Annotated in this window: 19 protein-coding genes, 1 tRNA gene and 1 CRISPR repeat array (1 of these 21 running past the window's edge); of the genes, 2 read left to right on the plus strand and 18 right to left on the minus strand. The window is 65.9% G+C overall.

The window, feature by feature from the left end; genetic code table 11:
- Positions 1-795: direct repeats of the CRISPR family, unit length 28 nt; unit sequence GGCTCATCCCCGCTAGCGCGGGGAACAC (it extends 88 nt beyond the left edge of the window).
- Positions 796-889: 94 nt separating this feature from the next.
- From cas2e to gluQRS, 10 genes are all read right to left on the minus strand, one after another.
- Positions 890-1,231: a type I-E CRISPR-associated endoribonuclease Cas2e gene (cas2e, locus tag Cocul_RS06440; protein WP_055122454.1), complete on the minus strand. Its 342-nt coding sequence runs from the start codon at positions 1,229-1,231 to the stop codon at positions 890-892.
- Positions 1,228-2,187: a type I-E CRISPR-associated endonuclease Cas1e gene (gene cas1e, locus Cocul_RS06445; protein ID WP_055122455.1), complete on the minus strand. Its 960-nt coding sequence runs from the start codon at positions 2,185-2,187 to the stop codon at positions 1,228-1,230. The genes cas2e and cas1e overlap by 4 nt, the downstream gene beginning before the upstream one ends.
- On the minus strand, positions 2,184-2,813 hold the full coding sequence (cas6e, locus tag Cocul_RS06450; protein ID WP_055122456.1) for a type I-E CRISPR-associated protein Cas6/Cse3/CasE: 630 nt from the start codon (positions 2,811-2,813) through the stop codon (positions 2,184-2,186). The genes cas1e and cas6e overlap by 4 nt, the downstream gene beginning before the upstream one ends.
- A complete protein-coding gene (cas5e, locus tag Cocul_RS06455; protein WP_055122457.1) occupies positions 2,810-3,511 on the minus strand; it encodes a type I-E CRISPR-associated protein Cas5/CasD in 702 nt (233 codons plus the stop codon). The genes cas6e and cas5e overlap by 4 nt, the downstream gene beginning before the upstream one ends.
- Positions 3,511-4,668 carry a type I-E CRISPR-associated protein Cas7/Cse4/CasC gene (gene cas7e, locus Cocul_RS06460; protein ID WP_055122458.1) on the minus strand — a complete coding sequence of 386 codons (1,158 nt, stop codon included), beginning with the start codon at positions 4,666-4,668 and terminating at the stop codon, positions 3,511-3,513. Before cas7e ends, cas5e begins: the two co-directional genes overlap by 1 nt.
- 33 nt (positions 4,669-4,701) lie before the next feature.
- Positions 4,702-5,307, minus strand: a complete 606-nt coding sequence (gene casB / locus Cocul_RS06465) for a type I-E CRISPR-associated protein Cse2/CasB (RefSeq protein ID WP_055122459.1) — start codon at positions 5,305-5,307, stop codon at positions 4,702-4,704.
- Positions 5,308-6,978 (minus strand): type I-E CRISPR-associated protein Cse1/CasA, encoded by a 1,671-nt coding sequence (gene casA / locus Cocul_RS06470; RefSeq protein ID WP_055122460.1) that lies wholly within the window; start codon positions 6,976-6,978, stop codon positions 5,308-5,310.
- Complete coding sequence (locus Cocul_RS06475; RefSeq protein ID WP_069723583.1) at positions 6,978-9,710, minus strand: CRISPR-associated helicase/endonuclease Cas3; 2,733 nt, start codon at positions 9,708-9,710, stop codon at positions 6,978-6,980. The genes casA and Cocul_RS06475 overlap by 1 nt, the downstream gene beginning before the upstream one ends.
- A 110-nt stretch (positions 9,711-9,820) precedes the next feature.
- Entirely contained in the window at positions 9,821-10,015 is a 195-nt protein-coding gene (locus Cocul_RS12320; protein ID WP_150114399.1) for a hypothetical protein, read from the minus strand.
- A 151-nt stretch (positions 10,016-10,166) separates the two neighbouring features.
- The gene (gene gluQRS / locus Cocul_RS06480; RefSeq protein WP_055122461.1) at positions 10,167-11,114 is read right to left on the minus strand and encodes a tRNA glutamyl-Q(34) synthetase GluQRS; all 948 of its coding nucleotides are present in this window, start codon (positions 11,112-11,114) and stop codon (positions 10,167-10,169) included.
- A gap of 227 nt (positions 11,115-11,341) precedes the next feature.
- Here gluQRS and Cocul_RS06485 point away from each other — a divergent pair, with 227 nt between their 5' ends.
- A complete protein-coding gene (locus Cocul_RS06485; protein ID WP_055122462.1) occupies positions 11,342-12,001 on the plus strand; it encodes a queuosine precursor transporter in 660 nt (219 codons plus the stop codon).
- Here Cocul_RS06485 and Cocul_RS06490 read toward each other — a convergent pair.
- From Cocul_RS06490 to Cocul_RS06520, 8 genes are all read right to left on the minus strand, one after another.
- Entirely contained in the window at positions 11,979-13,664 is a 1,686-nt protein-coding gene (locus Cocul_RS06490; protein ID WP_245622124.1) for an MFS transporter, read from the minus strand. The two genes, Cocul_RS06485 and Cocul_RS06490, sit on opposite strands and share 23 nt — an antisense overlap.
- 52 nt (positions 13,665-13,716) lie before the next feature.
- Positions 13,717-14,982, minus strand: coding sequence for a tRNA guanosine(34) transglycosylase Tgt (gene tgt / locus Cocul_RS06495; RefSeq protein WP_055122463.1), 1,266 nt, complete (start codon positions 14,980-14,982; stop codon positions 13,717-13,719).
- Positions 14,975-17,548, minus strand: a complete 2,574-nt coding sequence (locus tag Cocul_RS06500) for an MMPL family transporter (RefSeq protein WP_055122464.1) — start codon at positions 17,546-17,548, stop codon at positions 14,975-14,977. Before Cocul_RS06500 ends, tgt begins: the two co-directional genes overlap by 8 nt.
- 475 nt (positions 17,549-18,023) lie before the next feature.
- Positions 18,024-18,114, minus strand: a tRNA-Ser gene (locus tag Cocul_RS06505).
- A 69-nt stretch (positions 18,115-18,183) separates the two neighbouring features.
- The gene (locus Cocul_RS06510; RefSeq protein ID WP_055122465.1) at positions 18,184-18,384 is read right to left on the minus strand and encodes a CsbD family protein; all 201 of its coding nucleotides are present in this window, start codon (positions 18,382-18,384) and stop codon (positions 18,184-18,186) included.
- A gap of 1 nt (position 18,385) precedes the next feature.
- Positions 18,386-18,520, minus strand: a complete 135-nt coding sequence (locus Cocul_RS13010) for a hypothetical protein (RefSeq protein ID WP_281176070.1) — start codon at positions 18,518-18,520, stop codon at positions 18,386-18,388.
- Positions 18,521-18,605: 85 nt separating this feature from the next.
- Positions 18,606-19,115 (minus strand): nucleoside deaminase, encoded by a 510-nt coding sequence (locus tag Cocul_RS06515; RefSeq protein ID WP_055122466.1) that lies wholly within the window; start codon positions 19,113-19,115, stop codon positions 18,606-18,608.
- On the minus strand, positions 19,115-19,600 hold the full coding sequence (locus tag Cocul_RS06520; protein ID WP_055122467.1) for a tRNA adenosine deaminase-associated protein: 486 nt from the start codon (positions 19,598-19,600) through the stop codon (positions 19,115-19,117). Before Cocul_RS06520 ends, Cocul_RS06515 begins: the two co-directional genes overlap by 1 nt.
- Before the next feature lie 20 nt (positions 19,601-19,620).
- Here Cocul_RS06520 and Cocul_RS06525 point away from each other — a divergent pair, with 20 nt between their 5' ends.
- Positions 19,621-20,652, plus strand: a complete 1,032-nt coding sequence (locus Cocul_RS06525; RefSeq protein ID WP_055122468.1) for a prephenate dehydrogenase — start codon at positions 19,621-19,623, stop codon at positions 20,650-20,652.
- The last annotated feature ends 70 nt before the right edge of the window (positions 20,653-20,722 follow it).

Genomic DNA, 20,722 nt, shown 5'->3' on the forward strand with positions numbered 1-20,722 from the left:
CTTGTGAACTGCTTGATGCCGACGTTGAGGAGGGGGCTCATCCCCGCTAGCGCGGGGAACACCGCGCCGCGTCACCGCGCTCACAGGCTTACCTAGGCTCATCCCCGCTAGCGCGGGGAACACCAACCGCAGACGGCTGATCAGATGAACGCCTCGGGCTCATCCCCGCTAGCGCGGGGAACACCCCGCAAGCCTGAACCAGGATCAAGTAGATCTGGGCTCATCCCCGCTAGCGCGGGGAACACTGACGGCCGCAATACTGCCGCCGAGGGCAAGCAGGCTCATCCCCGCTAGCGCGGGGAACACTTGCCGGACGTATCCGTTAACGCCACCGGCACCTGGCTCATCCCCGCTAGCGCGGGGAACACTGTCGCTGGGGTTTCCTCTTCCCCACTCTCACCGGCTCATCCCCGCTAGCGCGGGGAACACGTCAAGAACTATGGCGGGTTGGCCGATCAGGTGGGCTCATCCCCGCTAGCGCGGGGAACACGCGGCCCTGCGCCACAGCGTTCTTCTTTGCGGCGGCTCATCCCCGCTAGCGCGGGGAACACCTCCGTCGTGGTTGACGCGCACGTATATCAACGGGCTCATCCCCGCTAGCGCGGGGAACACGGCAGCACGGGCGGGCTTGATGCAGCTGAGGACGGCTCATCCCCGCTAGCGCGGGGAACACCTTAAGGCCCTGGTGGATCGCTTTGGCGCGAACGGCTCATCCCCGCTAGCGCGGGGAACACGCCTGCCACGCGCCGTTGTACCCACGAGAAGGAGGCTCATCCCCGCTAGCGCGGGGAACACTCTTGCTGACCAGCAAAAATAAGAGCCGTTTCCTCATTCTAGCTATAACTTCCCCACCCCACACCATCACTCCCCAAAAAACCACGATCCCCACCTACCTCCGCGCCCTCCTCATATTCCGCGCCTTGCTCCACCCCGTTCGTCTCCGATTCTCCGGCGGTTTGGTGTGCGGCCTCATCATCAGGGTCAGTCCCTCGTAGTCTGTGGGTTGCCAGTCGTGGCGGTGGTTCCTAAATTCCATTCCCTGTTCGTTGTTGGTCTGGTACACCAGCAGGGCTCTTCCGTCTTTCACCAGCGCCACGGTGTGGTCCCAGAGTTGGTCGCGTAGTCGCGCGGTGGGTCGCCCTACGAATACTCCGGGTGCGATCTCCAGTAACCATTTGGTGAGGTCGCCACGCAAGCCCGCAGGACACGCAGTGACCACGAGGATCATCATGGGTATTCCTCTACTTCTCCCCAGTTCACCCCGGCGGCGATCACCTCTAGCTCGCTCCAGAGCTTGAGTTCCACATCTAGGAGGTCTTCTTTTTCCGTGACTCCCATGAGGGCGTAGAGGTCTTTGACTATGCGTTCCATGAGTCGCAGGCGGACTACGCTGTCGCGAACGCGGCGGCGTACGTCCCCGCTTAGGTCCAGCTCAGCGCTACCGCCGTCCTGTAAAGCAGCGGCCACGGCGTCAAAGGCAGCGGGGATGGTGATCTCAGCCTTGTATAAGTCGGCAATGTCATACACAAAGGAGCGGTCGGTGCCGGTGTGCACCACGCCCAGCCCCGGGATGAAGCCCAGCCCCACGATCACTGCGTGGGTAATGCCATACAGAGCGGCGTTCGCGGCGGTGAGGGCCCGGTTGATCGGGTCACCCGAGGCGAAATCAGTGGGGTCATAGTTGCGCCTGTTCCAGGCCACTCCGGTACGTGTGGCCTCGGCGGCATAGATCTTTTTCATGCGCGCGCCCTCGCGGCCGCGCAGTTGCGCCATGCTCATGGCGGTTACGTCCTCGCCGGGGAATCTCATGCCGTACATGGCGCGGGCGCAGTTCAGGCGGGTTCGTTGGTTGCTCACTATTCGCGCCTGGAGTTGAGCCATGCGGGCCGTCTTGGCGGGGGATCGCCCGTGCGCGTAGTAGCGTACGCCGCGCTCGCCCACCCACACTGTGGAGCACCCGGCGTCGCCAAGCAGGGCCATGGCCTTGTGCGTGACGCGGGTGCCCGGCCCCAGCAGCACCACGGCGAGGGCGGTGGCGGGAACGTGCGCCACCCCGCGTTTATCCGTGATGGTCAGTGCGTTATCGGCGCGGTGGAGCGTGGCGCGCTCTACATAGAGGAAGCAGAGCCGATCCTCCATGCGGGCCAGTTCCTGCCGTTCCAGCGGCACCTCGCCGGGGTTGGTCATGGCTGGGCGAGGGTGAGCAGGCCGCAACCATAGGCGCGCGCCCGCCCGATGCCGTGGGTCAGAGTGTTACGCAACTTATCCGCATCCTCAACCTCCAACACCCCGCTGAAGCGCGCGGTGCGCAGGCTCACGTGGTTCTTGCCGCTGCCGCGCCGGAAGCGGAGGTTCTCCTGGCCGGTGGTAGCGGCGTCGATAAGCTTAAAACCTGCCTCCGGGGCGCGCTTAAGCAACCATTCCATCTGCCCCTGCCCCACCAACGGGGTGATCCGCCCGCGTTTGCCGGGCACGGGGTCAAACTTCACGGGGTTGGCCACCAGCTCGAAGCGCCACTGCTGCCCACGCAGGAGTTTCCCCAGCAAGGGGGCGTAATCGGCACTTTGGGCGGGGCGGGTATCCCAGCCCGCTTGCTCCACGATGTTCGCGGCGTCCGGTTTCTCCGGACCCACGATGTAGAGCGTGTGCTCGTGGCCTCGATGGTCCACGCGCCACAGCACGCGGGCGGCCTCCTCCGAGATGTCCGGGGGGAATGCCGAGCGCACGGCGGCGTGCATGGCCTGTGGGTTGAGTAGCAGGGTGCGCGCGCCCCGGCGCTGCGGGTTGAGCAGCACCTTGGTGAAGGTGGTCACGCGAACATCACCGCCTCCATGAACGGGTCCGTGGAGGTGCCATCGGGGTTAGCCAAACGCAGTTCCTCCTCCACCACGGTGCGCCAGGTGTACTGGCGGTGCTCCTGGGCAAAGGAAATAGGAACGTCCTGACGCTGCACCCCGGCCTCGGTGGGCAGGCCGTCGCGGAAGATCGGCAGAACAACCTCGGGGCCGCGCTGCTCACGGTGTGCTTTATTGGCCTGCCACTTCAATTCGCGCAACGCGTCCATAGCACCCACATCCTTAATCTCGATCACCAAGTCCGGCGGGGCGGGGCAGGATCGCCTACCCAGGAACAGGGGAAAACGCGGGCGACGCAGCGCCTCCTCCAGGCCCTCCAGCACCTCCCGGCGCGGGCTTTCGACGGCCGCGACGAAGAGGGCGTCGCTGAGGTAGTAGCGGGTAACCAGGCTCGCCTGGGCCTTGGGGTTTTCCTGCCAGCGCTGCGCCGTCTGATAATCGCGCAGGAGGTTGCCCGGCTGATCCACGCGCACCGCGAAGCTAAGTTTGGCGAGGTCCGCTACCGGATCGGTGCGCCTGCGCCCCTCGGCGGCGGCCAGCAGCCCGATCACCCCTGACTTGCTGGGCACCTGGCCGGTGGCGCGGATCTTGTAGCGGCTGCGATCGCCCCAGGATTGCATGGGACCCTTGAGCCTTAAGAGCAGGGTGGAAGGCATTAAGCCTCCTCGGCGGCGGTGAGCGCCGCGCGCAGGGAATCGCCCAGCTCCGGCAGGGTGACCTTCTGGGCGATGTCTTGGAAAGAGTCCGCCAGATCGCCCAGGCCCATCACATACGCCGCCAGGGGCTTGAAGCCATAGGTGAGCTCGATCTGCCGGGCCTCCTGGGCGAGGCGGGCGGCGCCCTCCGCACGGCGGCCCGCGGCGTTTTCCTCCGTGGCGCTGGCCACCACCGGCTCCTCGAAGGCATTGACCAGGGACACCGAGCGGGTATCGCGCACCACCACGTAGACCAGCTCCGGCAGGGTGTTGTGGGCGAAGGTGTTCTGCTTACCTGTGGGCAGGGACTCCACGAAGCTCTTGAGGAACTGCACGGAACTGGTCACGGCGGCCTCACGATCCCCCAGGTTCTCCGCCAGGGAGTCGAGGTTAATAGTGGCAAAGCGGTACAGGGTGGAGGACATCATCTGCACCGTGCCGATCATGCCCGCCCCGGTCTCCTTGTTATCCTCCACCAGGTCGTCCACGGCGGTGAAGTAATCAAACTCCGGCTCGGAGGCGTGAATCCCCAGGGCGTGAGCCACCTGCACGGAGGCGTCCACGTTATAGGCGGCATCGTCTGCCACCATGCGGCCGAACATGGCGATGTCCACGCTGTGCTCCTGGTTGAGCAGGGCCTGGGCGGCCTTCTTGCTGATCTTGGTGCCCTCTTCCTCCGCCTTGATGATGGCCGCCGCGATGTTCTCCACCTGACGCGGGCTCACAAAGAGCAGATAGCCGGTCTCCGCCAGGCGCTTGCGCTCCTCGGGGTCCGCATCCTCCGGGTCGATCTTGGGCTCGGTGAGCTTGATCTTCAGGGTCTTGAACACGCCCTCCACGGCGGCCGCGGCGCGGTCATCCGGCCACTCCTCCTTCCCCGCCTGGGCCTGGATCGCGTCCACGATCTTGGACACCACCCGCTTGGTGCGGTACCCCACCCGGGAGGCATCCCAGTGCTCCTCAAAGTCCTTGCGGATCGCGCGCTTCCAGGACTGGGAGGACACCCGCTGGCGCGGCACGCCGCCGAAGATCGCGGACTTGGGCGCGCCGGTGTCATCGCGGTTAATCAGGCTGGGCGGGAGAGATTGCAGGGCGTGAATATCGATGGTGATGGACATGGGGTTTTCCTTTCTCGGTTTTTAGGGGTCCTTTTAGGACTCGGTGGCGGGCGTATCGGCCGGGATCCGGGCGAAGTCCCGGCCCCAGCGCATCAGCACCTTTTTGTAGCGCTCGGGATTGTCCAGGGCGCGCAGGTCGGCGGCGAATTGGCCGTAGTGGAAGCCCAGGGCCTCGCCCCGCAGCAGGGCGATCATTTCCCTCATGCGCTGCAACCGGGATCGCGCCGAGGAGGTCAGGACCATCGCGTCAAAGCGCGGCTTGAAGGAATCGGAGTCCGTGCGCCGGTACAGCCGGTACAGCACCCCGCACGCCCCCGCGAAGGAGCGATCCGGCACGTGCATGGGTTCCCGTGCGCTCTGCATGTGCCAAGCAAACAGGGTGAGAGCGTGATACGCGGCGCGTTCCGACGCCGTGGCGGCGTCCCCCGCCCCCAACAGCCCCTGATCCAGCGGCGGTTCCAGAGCCTCGATGACCCTGGCCAGACCCAGGGGATCACTCTCTATGGGGCGGCCCACACTGCGTCGCAGCTCCGCCAATTCACCACGGGCGCGGGCCTGTTCGCGTTCTCCGTGGGCCCCGAGCACCCTCGTTTGTAATCTCCACGCGGTGGTGCCCACGGTTTCTTTCAAATTATCCATTTATTCCTCTTCTCCCTCTTTGTTCTTTTCCCGGACGGTGGCGGGCAGGGCCTCGTCGAGTTTTTTATACAGGCGGCGCAACACCGTGGCGGCGGATTCGATGTAGGGGGTGCCGTTCTCGGAGGCCGGGGCCTTCTCCCTTCCCACCAGCGCCTGCGGGCTCACCCCCCGGAGTAGCACGTCCGCCTCCGCAAGCACCCGCCCCCGCACGTAGCCCTGCCACTGCCGGGCGTGATCCTCTAGTTTCTTCTCATCCAGCCCCGCCAGCCAGCGGCTAAAGGGCAGTTCCAGGCGGCTAAGTAGGGTATCCGTGGGGGCAGGCTGGAACTCATGCTCCCCGCCCGCCGCGGTATTCAACTGCCCGGCAAAGGAGCCCAAAGCCACGGCGGCCGAGACCGTGGCCTGGGCGTTGTCCAGCACCAAGCGGCGCTGGCGGCGGGCTTCCTCGCGCAGCAGGCTCACCGGGATCTCGATGGTGCTGGCCACCACCTCCGCGATGGAGGAGGCCTGCGGCCCGTAGGCCACGGAGACCATCTGGATATTCGCCCACTCGGGCACCACCTCAAGGTTGCGCAACTCCGCCAATTGAGTAAGGTTCCGGGGGCGCTTGGGGGCCTTATTCTTGTCCGTGAATCCGGGATCTCCCTCCAGCGCGAGGAGGGGTTCCAGGGACTTCCACATCGTGCGATCCGTATCGAAGGGGCGCGCGTAGTACACGTCATGCCCGTTTTTGGACTTGTTGGCGCTGTAGCGGTACGGGGTCATGGGATCGTCCATGATGTTGGCCCCGGCTTCTGGTATGCGGTCGCCGTTGCTCACCAGCACCTCGGTCACCCGATCGCCGTCGTGGAAGAGCCTCACCCGGCGCGCCTGCCAGGTGGCTAGGTCAGCTGGCCCGGTGGGGTACACGGCCTCCGCCTCGGGCTTGCGCTGCGCGGCGGTATCCGGTTGGCGCTCCCAGGCAGCGCGATCCGCATCAAGCTCGTTCACCAAACAATCCGAGGTGGTGTTGAGCACCAGCGTCTCGCGCAGGGTGGAACCCACGATCACCGTTCCGCCGGTGCTCCCCGTCCACCCGGTGCCGATGGGATAACCCTTGCCGCCCTTCACGCGGGGATCGCCCACCGCGCCGGACTTGATGCCGGAGTAGTCATAGGCCTGGGTGTGGATCAGCCAGCGGGCGGCCTCGGCAAAGCTCAAGGTGCCGCGCGCTTCCCCCGCGCGCATGGTGAAGTACTCGTCCTCCGCCTCGGGCACGATACGGCGCGCTTCCAGGCGAGCACCCTTTTCCGTGTGCAGGTCCGCCACCTGCATGAACGGGGTTTCTGCGTGCAGCAGGTCAAAGCGCTCGCGGTATTGCTCCAGGTAATCCAGCACGGTGGTGTCCGCCGCGCCGGAGGTGGCCTCCTCCCAGGCCTCCTGGAACCATTCGTCGTGCTCGTAGACGCTATCCTGATTGCGCCGCAGCTCCACGCTGTGGGCCCGCCAGAAGATCGCCAGGAGCAGGCGCAGCACGGCGTAATCCTGCGCGGGGGAATCTCCGCGCAACCCCACCACGGCGTTCTTGCCGTCCGCCGCGCCGTCGAACACCTGGCGCAGGCTCATCAGCCCCTGCGTGCCGTCGCGGCGCACGCAGACGATCCAGGGGGCGTCGATTAGCGAAAATGCCATCATTTTTCCTCTCGTACCTGCTCTAGCCCCAGCTCCAGGGAGTATCGCAGCCTGGTGCCGTTGAGGGTGACCTCGTGGTTCTCGTCAAGCACCAGCGCCACCTGCCCCTTGAGCAGGTAACTCTCCGCCCAACCAGCCGGGGTACTCTCCTCCAGTTGGGTGATCACGCGCTCGAAATCGTCCTGTCGCTGGGTTAATCGGCTAGGCAATCTCACGGTGTTACAGGCCAACCGCATGTCCAGGGGGTATTCGGGGGTAGCCCCCTCCGTGAGTGGCGCGCCTTCGTATCCCAGGGGCCGATACCCGTACTCGCCGCTCACGATCGGGATCACCTCCACGCTCGGGTCGGCGTCGCGCACCTGCGCCGCCCCGGCCTCCTCCCCCGCGCGCGCCTTGCTCTGATCGGAATAGCGTTCAAAAAGGGAGGAGAACTTCGCGGCCACCCGCCAATCCGGTATCTGATAGGTGGCGGCCCTGCGCTCGGAGCGCTCTCTTGCTTCCTCGCTCTTGGCCTGCGCCTTTTCCCACTCCTCCCGCCAAGCCTCGGGCACCTCCCTGCCCTCGGCATAGGCGGCGTGCACCAACGGCGCGATGTCATCGGGGCGGCGCAGCCCCTCGGAGAACACCCGCTCCTCCAGCACCGCCATCGTGGCCAGGAGAACCTTGGGATCGTAGATCGCGGCGGTGCCACGCTCAAAGCGCGGCACGGGCTCGCGTTCCTCCACCCCTCGGATAAACACGCGCGGCTCCCGCAGGTGCTCGGGCCGATCCTCCGGCGGGCGGCGATGCCGATGCAGGCGGCCCACCCGCTGAATCAGGAGATCCATCGGGGCGATGTCCGTGACCAGCACGTCCGCGTCAATATCCAGGCTCTGCTCCACCACCTGCGTGGCCACCACGCAGCGGCGCTCCGGCCGTCCCGCGCCGCGCTGCGCCCTCGGCCCCAGCGCCGCGCGCAGGGCATCCTCCTTGGCCGCGCGATCCGAGGCCATAAAAGCCGCGTGGTGCAGCTCCACCTCGCCCGGGAAATGCCCGTTGAGCAGACGATACGTCTCCTGCGCGCGCCGGATCGTATTGCACACCACCAGCGAACATCCGCCGCCTGCCACCAGCGAAACGAGGTTCTCCGGGGCGTCGGCAAGCAACTCCACCCGCGCATGCAGCTCCGTGGGCCGTGCAGGCACCTTCACCTCCCGCGTGCCCCGCTTATCGACGACCGTGAGCAGCGGATAGGCCGTACCCTCCGCCCCGTCACCACCATAGGCCCGCACCAAGGCGGCCTTCTGCGCCACCGGAAGGGTGGCGCTCATGAGGATCACCGAAGCCCCATAATGGCGCAGCCATTGCAGAGCCTTGTGCAGATAGGAGCCCATGTAGGCGTCATAGGCGTGAACCTCGTCCACGATGATGACCTTGCCCGCCAGGCCCAGGTGGCGCAGCATGGAGTGCTTGGCCTGCAATGCCAGCATGAGCACCTGATCCACCGTGCACACCACGAAGTTAGAGAGCACCCCGCGCTTGGCTCCGCGCAACCACTGGGTAGCCACCACCGCGTCATGTGCCTCACGGCGATCCTCCCCGATATTCCGATACGCCTCGGAGAGATTGCTCTTAGAATGACCCAAATACATGGAGGCCACCTCCCCCGCGGCCGCGCCCTGAGCCCACTCCAGCACACGCTCGAAAAGCCCGTTCGCCGTGGCCATCGTGGGCGCGGCGAACACCACCCCCTGCGCGCCCGTGCGCCCCGCGATGATCTGCGCGGCAGCCAACGCGGTTTCCGTCTTACCCTCCCCCGTGGGGGCCTCCACGATCATCAAGCTCGGCCCCTGCACCTCGCGCAGGGCCTCCACCACCGCCCGCTGAATCGGGCGCGCCCCGAACTCTTCCGGCCACCCGAAAATCCGGCGATAGTAGGCGTCAATATTTTCCTGCGTTCTGAGATCATCCGGGGATTCCGGCCGCCACGGAGGAGTGAGCGCAATATCGTCCATGCCCAGGCGGGTGCGCTCCTCCTGGGTGGTGGAGATGGTCATGGGAAAGGCATCGGAGTTGGAGGCGATCCAATCCGCCATGATGACCAGGCCGGTGAGGAGCTGCTGAACGGGAGCATGAAGGCGCTGGAGCCTCTGCAACAACTCCGGTGTCATGCCCGTGAACTGCGTCATCATGGCGATGAGTTCCGCATGCGCTTGATGCCAGGGCTCGGCGTGCTCGTCTATCAGATCCTCGGCTCGGGACACCACCACGGGATCGGTGGCCTTGCCGTGATGCGCGCCCGTCACCTGGGCCAAGGAGAGAGCCGCCTTGGGTTTAAGGCCCTGCCCCCTAAGCCAGCGTTTCAGGATCACCTCCGAGGCCAACTCGTGCCGCAGTTTCTCCTGCGTGAGGCGCTGAGTGACCGGGAACGCCTCGCGTACACCCTCCACGATGTAGGCATGCTCCGGGCGGGACTCGATCTGGCACTGGAATTGAGCTGTGGCCTTTCCCACATCATGCAGACCCGCGAGCCAGGTGACCAGCGTCTTTGCCTCCGTTTTATCCAGGCCAGTCTTGGAGACGATGTACCCCTTGACCGAATCGGCCAACCACACGTCCCAGAGGTATGCGGCCACGCAGGCAGCGTCCACCATGTGTTGAGAGAGGGGCAACCAACCGGTCTCGTCCCCGGACTTGGCCCAGAGAACCTCAACGAACGAAGAGAACCCCTCTTTCCCATCAACAATCACCATAAAACCCCACACTCATTATAGTATTATGATCCATAGCACATTATACACTGATCGAACCGCAGAAAAGACCCGCGCATACGTTCACATCCTCGACCACCAAGACCCCTCCATCAACCACCGGAAACAACCGCAGACAACTCGACGAAAGAAACACACATAGAGCCTTTCCACCTCTCCGTCCAAACCGGAGCACGCACCAACAGGCCACCAGAAGGATCACAAGCAAAATCACGATTCATCTCCTGTAAAAATTCTCTGAAAAAAGAATATCCTACAAGCGTTACTCGATTATGAGTATAACTCATGCCTCTGCATCCTGTACAGTGGTCTACGTGTCCGATGCCCTGCACCACATAAACTCAAGTGACCTTGAGTCACGGCCGGGATGAGCCACGAGCGACGCTAGTAGGAAAAGCTCCCTGCTCAAGCAGGGTTTTACGGCCAGATCGGGCACACTTAATCTTTAAACACCCACGCCCCTCTCGGCAGCCCCTCCGGGTCGAACTCCTCCAGCAGGCCCGGCAAAGAGTCGCACCCCTCCACCCCCACGGAGGCCGCGAGGCGCGCGACTACCTGGGCCACGGGGGCGTCGGCAAGCATCTGCCGGAGCGTGACGGCGCCGTCGCGCTTGGCCAGGCGCTTCCCGCTCGGCCCCAGCACCAGCGGCACGTGCGCATAGCCGGGGGTGGGCAGCCCCAGCAGGTGCGCGAGGTAGGCCTGCCGGGGCGAGGAGGCGGCGAGGTCGTCGCCGCGCACCACCTGGTCGATGCCTGCGGCGGCGTCGTCCACCACCACCGCGAGGTTGTACGCCCAATCCGGCTGCTGGCCGCCGCGCCGGAGGATAAAATCATCCACCTCGCCGGTGTAGTCCCCCAGCAGGGCATCGCGCACCCGCCACCGCGTCGCCTCGGCGCGCAGCCGCAGCGCCGGGGCCCGCCCCTGCCCCATCAGCTCCGCGCGGCGGCGGTCCCGTTCCGCCTCCGGTAGGTCGCGGCAGGTGCCGGGGTAGCGGCCGGGGATCGCGTGCGGGGCGCGGGCGGCCTCCTGAATGTCCTTGCGCGAGCAGTAGCACTCGAACACCTGCCCGCGTTCCATGAGCGCCCGCAGAGCGGCCTCGTAGGCGCTGGTGTTATCGGATTGGTAGGTGGGCTCGCCGTCGAAGTCCAGGCCTAGCGTCACCAGATCCTCGATCTGGCGCAGCGCGCTCTGCGCCGAGGAACGCTGCGTGTCAATGTCCTCCACCCGCAGGTAAAACCGCCGCCCCGTGCGCCGCGCGAACAGCCACGCCAGCACGGCCGTGCGCAGGTTGCCAAAGTGCAGGTCTCCGCTTGGCGACGGCGCGTACCGCCCCGCTCCGCGCTCATGGTGCTCCAGGGGGCCCGGCTGTGGTTCGTCTGCTGCCATACGGCCAAGGATACGTTTCCCTCCTTTTCCTCCTGCCTCGCTCTTGCCTCGCCTGCTTCTCCTGCCTCTCCTGCCGTTGGGGTGCCGTTGGCGGGGTCGGGCGTCGATAAGCGCCCCAATGGCACCCCTACGGCCGCCGCCCACCCGCACCACCCCAAGGGGTGCCGCTACCCCACCCCAGGCCACATATCCTCCGCCGGTGGCACCCCTATGGCAGCATGTAAGCCGTGACAAACTCCACGGAAGCCAGATTCATTCCCATTCAGCGCTCCCTGTACCCGGTGATCGTGACGCTTTTCGTCGCGGTGTTCCTCATCTCCAACATCACCGCCACCAAGGGCGTTGCGCTCGGGCCGCTCATCACGGACGGCGCGTTTTTCCTCTTTCCCCTCGCCTACGTGCTTGGCGACGTGCTCGCGGAATGCTACGGCTTCAAGGCCTCGCGGCGCGCGATCTTCACGGGTTTTGCCGTGACTCTGCTGGCGGTGGCGTCCTTTTATATCGCCATCGCGCTCCCGGCGGCCGATTTTTATGAGAACCAGGAGGAGTTTTCCCTGGTGCTCGGCCTGGTGCCGCAGATCGTGCTCGCCTCCCTTGCGGGATACCTGGTGGGGCAGTTGCTCAATTCTTATGTGCTGGTGGCGCTGAAGCGCCGCACCGGGGAGCGGCGGCTGTGGGCGCGGCTGCTCGGCTCCACCGTGGTGGGCGAGTTCGGCGATACGCTGCTGTTCTGCCTGATCGCCGCCCCGGTGATCGGCATCACCACCTGGGGCGATGGGCTGAACTACCTGATCGTGGGCTTCGCGTGGAAGACCGCCCTGGAGGTGCTGCTGCTCCCCATCACCTACGCGGTGATCGGGTGGATCAAACGCCGCGAGAATTATTGAGGCGCTGGCGCGCCCGGGCCACCAGCTCGGCGCGGCCCACGGGGTGCGCGGACATCGGCACGGCGGGGGCGGGGGGAAGGCTATCGACGCCCTCGGGGACGGGAATATCCGCCTCGGTGTCACCGGAGTTCTGAATATCCTTCTCTCGAATGAAGGCCAGGCAGGCCACCGCCCCCACCACCGCGAAGATCGCGGCCATGATGAAGATGCCGTGCAGCCCTTCCACGAACACCTCCCGGGCCAGATCCCCCAGCTGCGGGGCGTACTGATCCACCAGGTCAAAGCGGCCGCCCTCCGTGGCGGTGATGATCTGCTCGGGTGCGCCCTCCATGCCGTCCTCAATGTGGTTGGCCAGGTACGCGCCATAGAGCGCCACGCCGAAGCTGGTACCCAGCGGCAGGGAGGTATTGGCGATGCCAGAAGCAGTGCCCGTCTTTTCCCGGGGCACCACGGAGACAGCCAGATCCATCAGGTGCGGCAGCATGATGCCGGTGCCGATGCCGATGACCACGTACGAGGGCACCAGGGCCGGCCAGCTGGAATCCGGCTGCACCATCAGGCCCAGCAGCAGGCCGCCGGCCACGATCACCATGCCGAGCGCCTGCACAAAACTCAGCCGCATGACCTTGCCCAGGGCCAGCCCCACGGCCGAGAAGAGCACGATGGGCCCCGCCAGGGTGGTGGACACGTACCCCACCTCCAGGGCGGAGAGGCCCACGTGGCCGGAGAGCCACAGCACGATAAACGGCATCATGCCAAAGCTAAAAAGCCGGGCGGCGAAGGCGGAAAAGGCCACCGTGGAAAAGGAGGGAATGCGGAAGAGGCGAATATCAATCATCGCGTTATCGCCCTTGGCCGTCTGAATCCACGCGAGGATCACGCCCAGCTGCAACGCCGCCGCGAAACTTAAGATCACCAGCCAGTCCGTCCACCCGCGCTCCGGCCCGGAGATGATGCCGTAGTTGAGGCTAAAGAGCATTCCCGCCGCGATGATCGTGGAGGGAACGTCGATGGGCGGCATCTCCGTGTTCCCGGCTTCGCGCGCCTGCTTGTGCAGATCCGGAATGAAAAAGAGCGTGGCCAGCAGCACAAAAATCCCGATGGGGATATTAATGGCAAAGATCCACTCCCACTGGCCGTTCTCCACCAGCGCGCCGCCCACCAGCGGCCCCACCGCCGAGGCGGCCGCCGAGAGCCCCATCAGGATCGCGATGGCCTTGGTGCGCTCCTCCTTCTCCGCGGGCGCGAACGCGTCGGAGAGCAGCGGCACCGACGTGCCAAACACCAGCGCGCCGCCGGCCCCCTGCACCGCCCGCGCCGCGATCAGCATGGCCTCCGAGTCCGCATACATGCAGGCTATCGACGCCCCCAGGAACAGCACATGCCCGATGAGGAAGATGGAGCGCCGCCCGATGAGATCCGAGATGCTACCCACGCTGAGCATGAGGGACGCGAAGGCCAGGGAGTAGGCGTTAATCACCCACTGGCCACCGGAGAGGGTCAGGCCCAGATCCTCCGAGATGGCCGGCAGGGCCACGAGCACGATGGTGATGTCCAGCGTCATCATCACTGCGGAGATAGTGGAAACCGCAGTGGACCACTTCTTGGGGGCCTTGGCCGCCCCTCCGGAGCGGCGGTGTTTACCGCCCTGGACTGTATTCATCTGCTGCTTGGCCACCAGCGCATTTTCTCATACGGCGCGGGCTCCCGCGTAATTAATGGCGATAATAGCGGCCCAAAAACTCATCGCGGAAGGCCTCATAATCGCCCCGCTCCATCGCCGCCCGGATATTATCCACCAGCCGCACCATGAACGTGAGGTTGTGCATGGTGCACAGCGTGCCGGCCAGGAACTCCTTGGCCTTGAGCAGGTGATGGATGTAGGCCCGCGAGTAGTTCTCGGAGACGTAGCCGCCGAACTCCTCGTCGATGCCCTGGAAATCACGCTTGAAGCGGGCGTTGGTCAGGTTCAGCCGGCCGTCGAGGGTGTACACCCCGCCGCGTCGCCCCAGGCGCGTGGGAGCCACGCAATCGAAGGTATCCGCGCCCGCCTCGATGGCGGTGAAGAGGTCATCCGGCTCCGAGATGCCCAGCAGGTGCCTCGGCTTGTGCTCGGGAAGCTCATCGCACACCCAGCCCACGATGGTGCCCAGGTTCTCCTTCTCCAGGGCGCCGCCGATGCCAAAACCCCCGAAGCCGCGCCTGCCCTGGGCCTCAGCGGCGTCGGAAAGCGCCACGAGATCGCGGGCTGCCTTACGGCGCAGGTCCCCGTACTGCGCGCCCTGCACCACGCCCCACAGCGACTGCTTGGGGCGGTGCACGCGCTCCCGGGTGAGGCGATCATGCTCGTCCAGGCAGCGCTGCGCCCAGCGCGTGGTGCGCACCAGGGATTCCTCCTGGTACTGCCGCGAATCCACCAGGGTGGTCAGCTCATCGAAGGCGAACATGATGTCCGCGCCCAGGTGGTGCTGGATCCGCATGGATACCTCGGGGGTGAAGCGGTGCGCGGAGCCATCGATCACGGACTTGAAATCCACGCCGTCCTCATCCACCTTGGCCAGGCGCTCCTTCTTGGCCGCGCGGACATCGGCGGTGGTGAGGTCAGCCACATCCATGGCCAGCACCTTTTTAAAACCCACCCCCAGGCTCATCACCTGAAAGCCACCGGAATCCGTGTACGTGGGGCCGCGCCAGTTCTCAAAGGCCGCCACGCCCCCGGCCTCGTCCACGATCTCCGGGCCGGGCTGCAAATACAGGTGATAGGCGTTAGAGAGGATCGCCTGCGCGCCCGTCTCTTTGATCTGCTCCGGGGTGAGCGTTTTCACCGTGGCCTTGGTGGCCACCGGGATAAAAGCCGGTGTGGCGATGTCCCCGTGAGGGGTATGGATCACGCCCGTGCGGCCGTGTTTGCCGTGCTTACCATTCTCACCCGGCGCCGCGTTGCCCAGGCGGGTGTGTACCTCAAAGGAAAGATCAGTCATGCTTACCCATTATCTTCTTCTCCAGGGCGGAACCCTCCACGTCGAGGGAGGGCAGCGCCTTATCCAGCCACCGGGGCATCCACCAGGTGGCCCGGCCCAGCACAAACATCGCGGCCGGCACCAGAGCCATGCGCACAAAGAACGCATCAAAGAGCACGCCCATGCCCAGCGCAAAGCCAAAGATCTGAATGAACGGCAGGGGCTGATCGATGAACGCCACGAACACCGCGATCATAATCAGCGCCGCCGCCGTGACCACGCGGGCCCCCTGGGCAAAGCCCTCGATGATGGACTCCTCCACCGCCGTGTACCGGGACCGCGAGACCCCACCGGAGTGGGTGTAATGCTCGCGCATGCGGGTAACCAAAAAGACCTGATAGTCCATAGCCAGGCCAAAGGTCACGCCGATCAGGAAGATCGGCATGAAGGAGATCAGCGGGGCCGGGGTGCCCACCAGGCCCCACAGGCCCTCCTGCCACACCAGCACCGTCACGCCAAAGGCCGCCCCCACCGAAAGCAAGAAACCCAGGCCCGCCACCAAGGGCACCATGATCGAGCGGAATACCAAGAGCAAGAGCACGATGGCCAGGCCCACCACGATCCCCAAATACACCGGCATGGCCCCCGCCAGGGTCTCCGTGATGTCCATCTGCACCGCCGTGAGGCCCGTGAGGCCCACCGTGGTTCCGGTGGCGTCCGCGATCTGGTTGGCCCGCTCGCGCAGCGCGTGAGACAGGGCCACCGTCCGTTGATCGTCCGGGCCCGTCAACGGGGTGACCATGATCTGCGCGGCGGTGGAATCCTCGTTCGCGCCCACCAACTGCGCGTTCTTCACCCCCGCCATGCCGTCGATGGTATCCACCGCATAGATAAAGGAACTCAAGGCCGCCGCGCGCTGCGGATTCTCCACGGCCGCCTCCCCTTGGGCCTCCATGAAGGTGCTCAGCGCCGGGGCCTCCGGCGAAACCTCGTGGGCGTCCACCACCAGCAGGAACGGGGAATTCACCCCCGCGCCGAAGCCCTCCGCCATGAGATCGGCGGACTTACGCTGCGTGGTCTCCAGGTTCGAGGTGGAATCCGAGGGCAGGGCCATCTCCAGCTGGCTCACCGGGAAAGAAAGAGCCCCCAGCCCCAGCACCACCACCGCGATGACCAAACCGGGAACCCTGTGCACAAAGAGCACCCAGCGGCGGCCCATGCTCATACGCGCGCCCCTGCGGGCGCGGCGGTGGGACCTGAGCCGGTGAGACTGAGGGCGGTGCGGCTCACTCCGGTGCGACTCACTCCGGTGCAGCTCAGTCCGGTGGGAGGCGGGGCGGGCCGCCACCTCGGCGGCCTCCGCTTCAGCCGCCGCGCCCACCGCGCCCGCCGCCTCACCCGAGCGCCCCGAGCGCCCGGGGCGGCGTCGCCACGCCCCGCGCCGATTCCCCGCCACCCCCGGGATCGCGCCCGCGAAGGCCTTGTTCCCCACGATGCCCAGCAGCGCCGGAACCAGCGTGAGGGCCACCAGCAGGGACACAAACACCGTGAACGCGGCCAGCAGGCCCATCGCGGTGAGGAAACCGATCCCCGCCACCGCCAGGGCCGCCAGCGCCACGATCACCGTCACCGCCGCGAACACCACCGCCGTGCCCGCCGTCCCCACGGCCATGCCGGCGGCCTTCTCCGGTTCCAGGCGGGCGCGCTCCGCGCGATACCGCGCCAGAATGAAAAGGGCGTAGTCAATGCCCACCGCCAGGCCGATCATGATCGCCAGGGTGGGCGTGATGTTATTGAGCTCCACAAAGCGCGTGGTCAGCAGGATCCCCAGCACGCCGATGCCCACGCCGATCACCGCCGTTATCAGCGGCAGCCCGGCGGCCACCAGAGAACCAAAGGTGAAGATGAGCACCACAAAGGCCACCACCAAACCCACCACCTCGCTGGAGGCCTTGATGGCGATGGGATCGCCAAAGCCCGCCCCGCCGGCCTCCACCGTCAGGCCCTCGGCGCGGCCCTTCTCCATCGCGGCGGTCACCGCGTCGCGCTGCTCCTGGGTCACGTCCATCGAGGTCTCCACGTCCAGGGCGAAGGTGGTGTACCCGATGGTCTCGTCCTGGGAAAGCAGCCGCAGATTCTCCGCGTCCTCCCGTGCGCTCTCCTCCGGCAGGCCGGAATCCACGGAGGTCTGGATCACCTGCTGCTCCAGTTCCGCAGACTTGGTCACCGGGTTGCCAAAGCGCTGCGTGTCCGTGATGAGGTCCCCCAGATCCGCGCGAAGGGCTCCGATCACGTCGTCGATGGCCTTGACGTTCTGCGGGTCGCTGAGCTTCTCCCCCTCCGGCGCCTGGAACACCACGTTCACCGAGGCCGCCGTCACAGGATTGCCCTGATCCGGGAAGTTGCTCACCAGCATGCGCGTGGCCTCGATCGCGGGCGAGTTATTGATGGAGAACTGGTTGGTAAACGGCCGCATGAGGGACAGCGCCGCGCCCGCCATCGCCGCCAGCACCAGCAGCCAGGTGCACAGCACCCACCACTTCCGGCGGAACGACCAACGCCCCAGCGAGTACAACAGTTCAGCCACGAACGACGTCCCTCCATCGACTTAAAGACTCCCCAAGTGTACAGAGGGGTGCCACCTCGGCCGGGTGCGGCTTATCAGCGCCCCCGCTGGCACCCCTTGAGGTGTTCTGCGGGTGGGTTGGGCCGGCGGCTGCGGCGGGGCAACGCTAAGGGGTGCCACTGGGTACGCGGCGGGTTGTTCTGGGGCAAAGGCGGCACCCCTTGATGTTGCGCACCCCCTTTTGGGGTGCCAGTGGCTCTGGTCTTGCTTATCGACGCCCCCGGCGTCACCCTTTAGCGCTTCCCGGCAACGTTCGCGGGTGGGGATGTGATTCCCACCCAACCGCCCCCAACCCCAAGGGGTGACATTGCCGGGTTCCCAGGGCGCCCTTCCCCTCCAATGGCACCCCTTAGCGTCGTTATCGTCGTTATAGCGTCGCTGCCCCACCATCAACACGAGAAAACCCGGCTCCCCCTCATCGGGGAAACCGGGTTTGTGGCGGTGGCGGCGGGATTTGAACCCGCGGTTGGGGGTTACCCAACACTCGCTTTCGAGGCGAGCACCTTCGGCCGCTCGGACACGCCACCGCCAAGTACGTTATCCAAGCCGGGGCCGAAACCTCAAATCAGCCTCGAAAACAATCGCAAGGGCGAGGATTAGTCCTTCTTGAAGGAACCGAGAACCTCGTTGGCCTTGTCCTTGATGGCCTCGCCGGCCTCGGTGACCTTTTCCTTGATGTCGGACTTGACCTGATCGGTCTTGCCCTCGTTCTCAAGGTCCTGGTTATCGGTCACATCGCCCACGGCTTCCTTGGCCTTGCCAGCCAGACCCTCGGCCTTGTCTTGAAAATCACCCATGTTACTTCTGCTCCTCTACCTTGTCCTTGGCCTCGGAGGCTGCGCCCTCGGCCTTATCCTTCAGATCGGAGGCCACGTCGGTGGCCTTGTCCTTGGCTTCGTTCAGCTTGTCTTTTGCTTCGTCAAGAAAACCCATTTATGTTTCTCCTTTCACTCCTCACCGAGCATAGGAGAAGAGTGAGCGCCCGCGCCACCGTTCCCCCATTATTGTGATCTTTCTGTTATGAAACATTAATGTGACGCCGCTCCGCGAAGAACCGGGCCAGCAACTCCCCGCATTCCTCTTCTAATACCCCGCCGCGCACCTGTGGGTGATGGAGTGCCGCCCTGTCGCGCACTAGATCAAAGACGGAGCCGCAGGCCCCCGTTTTGGGTTCAAAGGCGCCAAAGATCACCGATCCCACCCGCGCCCCCAGGAGCGCCCCGGCGCACATGGCGCATGGTTCCAGGGTCACCACCAGGGTGCAATCGCTGAGCCGCCACCCGTCGCCGTGCTCCCGAGAGACCGGCGCCGCCTGGCGGATAGCCAATACCTCGGCGTGGGCGGTGGGATCGCGGTCGGTCTCACGCCTGTTCGTGGCGCGAGCCAATTCGGAGCCGTCGGGGCCGAGGATCACCGCCCCCACCGGCACGTCGGCGGCCGGGGTGGAGCGCGCCACCTCCACGGCGCGGCGCATGGCCTCCTCGGCGCGGCGCTGCCCCCACGGCACGGGCAGGGAGAAGAGCGGCATTAATCGTCGAGCCCGGTGGCGTCGAGAAACTCGGAGTCGAAGTCCAGTTCTTCTGCTATGCGGATGAGTTGTTCGGAGGCCCAGGCTTCGTCGTCGTCCGCGATCACCCCCATGACCTGCTCGGAGAGGCCGAGGTCGGCGAGGATGTCAAAGTCGCCGTCTGCCCAGGCGTCGTCCTCGGCGGCGTCGTAGGGGATCTCGGCGTCCATCTCGTCGAGGATGGAGGCCGCAAAGTCGTCCTCGGTGGCGGCCACGGCGTCGGAAAGCAGCAGCTTGACGCGCTGGGGGGTGGGGCGCACGATCACAAAGTAATCGTCCTCCACGCACAGCAGCGCGAAGGCCGGGCCCTCGCTGCGCAGCGCGCGCACGGCGGAGACGGCGGTGGCGATGGTCTCAAAGTCGTCGTCGTACTCGCGCACCTGCCATTGGCCGGCCACGCGGGTGACCGTCACGGCAAAGCTCTCGCCGTAGTCCTCGGGTTCCATACCCCGTAACGGTAGTCGGAATGTGCCACACTTGTCAGGTGACTTCCACCGCTTTTTCTCGCCCCGTCTGCGTCCTCGGCATCGGTCTCATCGGCGGCTCTCTGCTGCGCGATCTCCACGCCGCCGGGCACCCCGTGTACGGCTATAATAGTTCCCCCTCCGGCGCGCGCACCGCCACCAACGAGGGCTTCGACGTCAGCGCCGATCTCCTGGGCACGCTCCACCGCGCCAACGAGGAAGGCGCGCTCATCGTGCTCGCCACGCCGCTGCCCTCCTTCGCGGAGCTTCTGGACGCCCTGGCCGAGCACGCTCCCCGCTGTGGCTTCACCGACGTCGCCTCCGTGAAGTCCCGCGTGTACGAGATGGTGCGCGCCCGCGGCCTGGAATCCCGCTACGTGGGCGGGCACCCCATGGCCGGCACCGCCCAGTCCGGGTGGAAGGCCTCCCACCAGGGGCTTTTCGACGGCGCCGCCTGGGTCATCACCTTCGATCACGCCTGCGACACCACCCCCTGCCCCGAGTGGGTGGCCCTGTGGACGGACGTGGTGCGCATGATCGCCGCCGTGGGGGCCGAGGCGATCCCGGCGCGCGTGAGCAGCCACGACGCCGCCGTGGCCCGCGTGAGCCACCTCCCGCACCTGCTGGCCGAGGCGCTGGCAATCACCGGGGATAATGGCGGGGCCTTGGCCCTTTCCCTGGCCGCCGGGAGTTTCCGCGATGGCACCCGCGTGGCGGGCACCGCGCCCTCGCTGGTGCGCGCCATGTGCGAGACCAACTCCGAGGCCCTGGTGGACGCCCTCGACGAGGCCCTGTCCCTCCTGAACGACGCCCGCGCCCAACTCACCGGCCCCCACCCCCACCTTCAAGAGCTTACCGACGCCGGCCATCGCTCCCGCGTGCGCTTCGAGGCCCGCTCGGGCGCATTAAAGGACTCCGTGAGCCCCATTCGGATCTCCGCCCGCCCGGTGCTGCGCGTTCATCCCGGCGGCCCCGGCTGGGAGCGGCAGTTGATCCAGGCTGAGTCCCTGGGCGCGCGGATCGAGGTGTTCTAAGGGGTGCCACCGGCGCCCTCGCTGGCCACTCGAACCCCGAGATGGCACCCCTTAGCGCTGCTCGCCGTCC

It is taken from the genome of Corynebacterium oculi, assembly GCF_001412105.1.
In the GTDB taxonomy this organism is placed as follows: Bacteria; Actinomycetota; Actinomycetes; order Mycobacteriales; family Mycobacteriaceae; genus Corynebacterium; species Corynebacterium oculi.

What these genes read in the sequence shown, in the direction of transcription:
- casB (WP_055122459.1), bottom strand. Translation starts at nt 5,307, where the DNA reads ATGGATAATTTGAAAGAAACCGTGGGCACCACCGCGTGGAGATTACAA.
- cas1e (WP_055122455.1), bottom strand. Translation starts at nt 2,187, where the DNA reads ATGACCAACCCCGGCGAGGTGCCGCTGGAACGGCAGGAACTGGCCCGC.
- Cocul_RS06475 (WP_069723583.1), bottom strand. Translation starts at nt 9,710, where the DNA reads ATGGTGATTGTTGATGGGAAAGAGGGGTTCTCTTCGTTCGTTGAGGTT.
- cas5e (WP_055122457.1), bottom strand. Translation starts at nt 3,511, where the DNA reads ATGCCTTCCACCCTGCTCTTAAGGCTCAAGGGTCCCATGCAATCCTGG.
- tgt (WP_055122463.1), bottom strand. Translation starts at nt 14,982, where the DNA reads ATGACTGATCTTTCCTTTGAGGTACACACCCGCCTGGGCAACGCGGCG.
- Cocul_RS13010 (WP_281176070.1), bottom strand. Translation starts at nt 18,520, where the DNA reads ATGGGTTTTCTTGACGAAGCAAAAGACAAGCTGAACGAAGCCAAGGAC.
- Cocul_RS06520 (WP_055122467.1), bottom strand. Translation starts at nt 19,600, where the DNA reads ATGGAACCCGAGGACTACGGCGAGAGCTTTGCCGTGACGGTCACCCGC.
- cas2e (WP_055122454.1), bottom strand. Translation starts at nt 1,231, where the DNA reads ATGATGATCCTCGTGGTCACTGCGTGTCCTGCGGGCTTGCGTGGCGAC.
- Cocul_RS06525 (WP_055122468.1), top strand. Translation starts at nt 19,621, where the DNA reads ATGTGCCACACTTGTCAGGTGACTTCCACCGCTTTTTCTCGCCCCGTC.
- Cocul_RS06510 (WP_055122465.1), bottom strand. Translation starts at nt 18,384, where the DNA reads ATGGGTGATTTTCAAGACAAGGCCGAGGGTCTGGCTGGCAAGGCCAAG.
- Cocul_RS06515 (WP_055122466.1), bottom strand. Translation starts at nt 19,115, where the DNA reads ATGCCGCTCTTCTCCCTGCCCGTGCCGTGGGGGCAGCGCCGCGCCGAG.
- gluQRS (WP_055122461.1), bottom strand. Translation starts at nt 11,114, where the DNA reads ATGGCAGCAGACGAACCACAGCCGGGCCCCCTGGAGCACCATGAGCGC.
- casA (WP_055122460.1), bottom strand. Translation starts at nt 6,978, where the DNA reads ATGGCATTTTCGCTAATCGACGCCCCCTGGATCGTCTGCGTGCGCCGC.
- Cocul_RS06490 (WP_245622124.1), bottom strand. Translation starts at nt 13,664, where the DNA reads ATGAATACAGTCCAGGGCGGTAAACACCGCCGCTCCGGAGGGGCGGCC.
- cas7e (WP_055122458.1), bottom strand. Translation starts at nt 4,668, where the DNA reads ATGTCCATCACCATCGATATTCACGCCCTGCAATCTCTCCCGCCCAGC.
- Cocul_RS12320 (WP_150114399.1), bottom strand. Translation starts at nt 10,015, where the DNA reads ATGAGTTATACTCATAATCGAGTAACGCTTGTAGGATATTCTTTTTTC.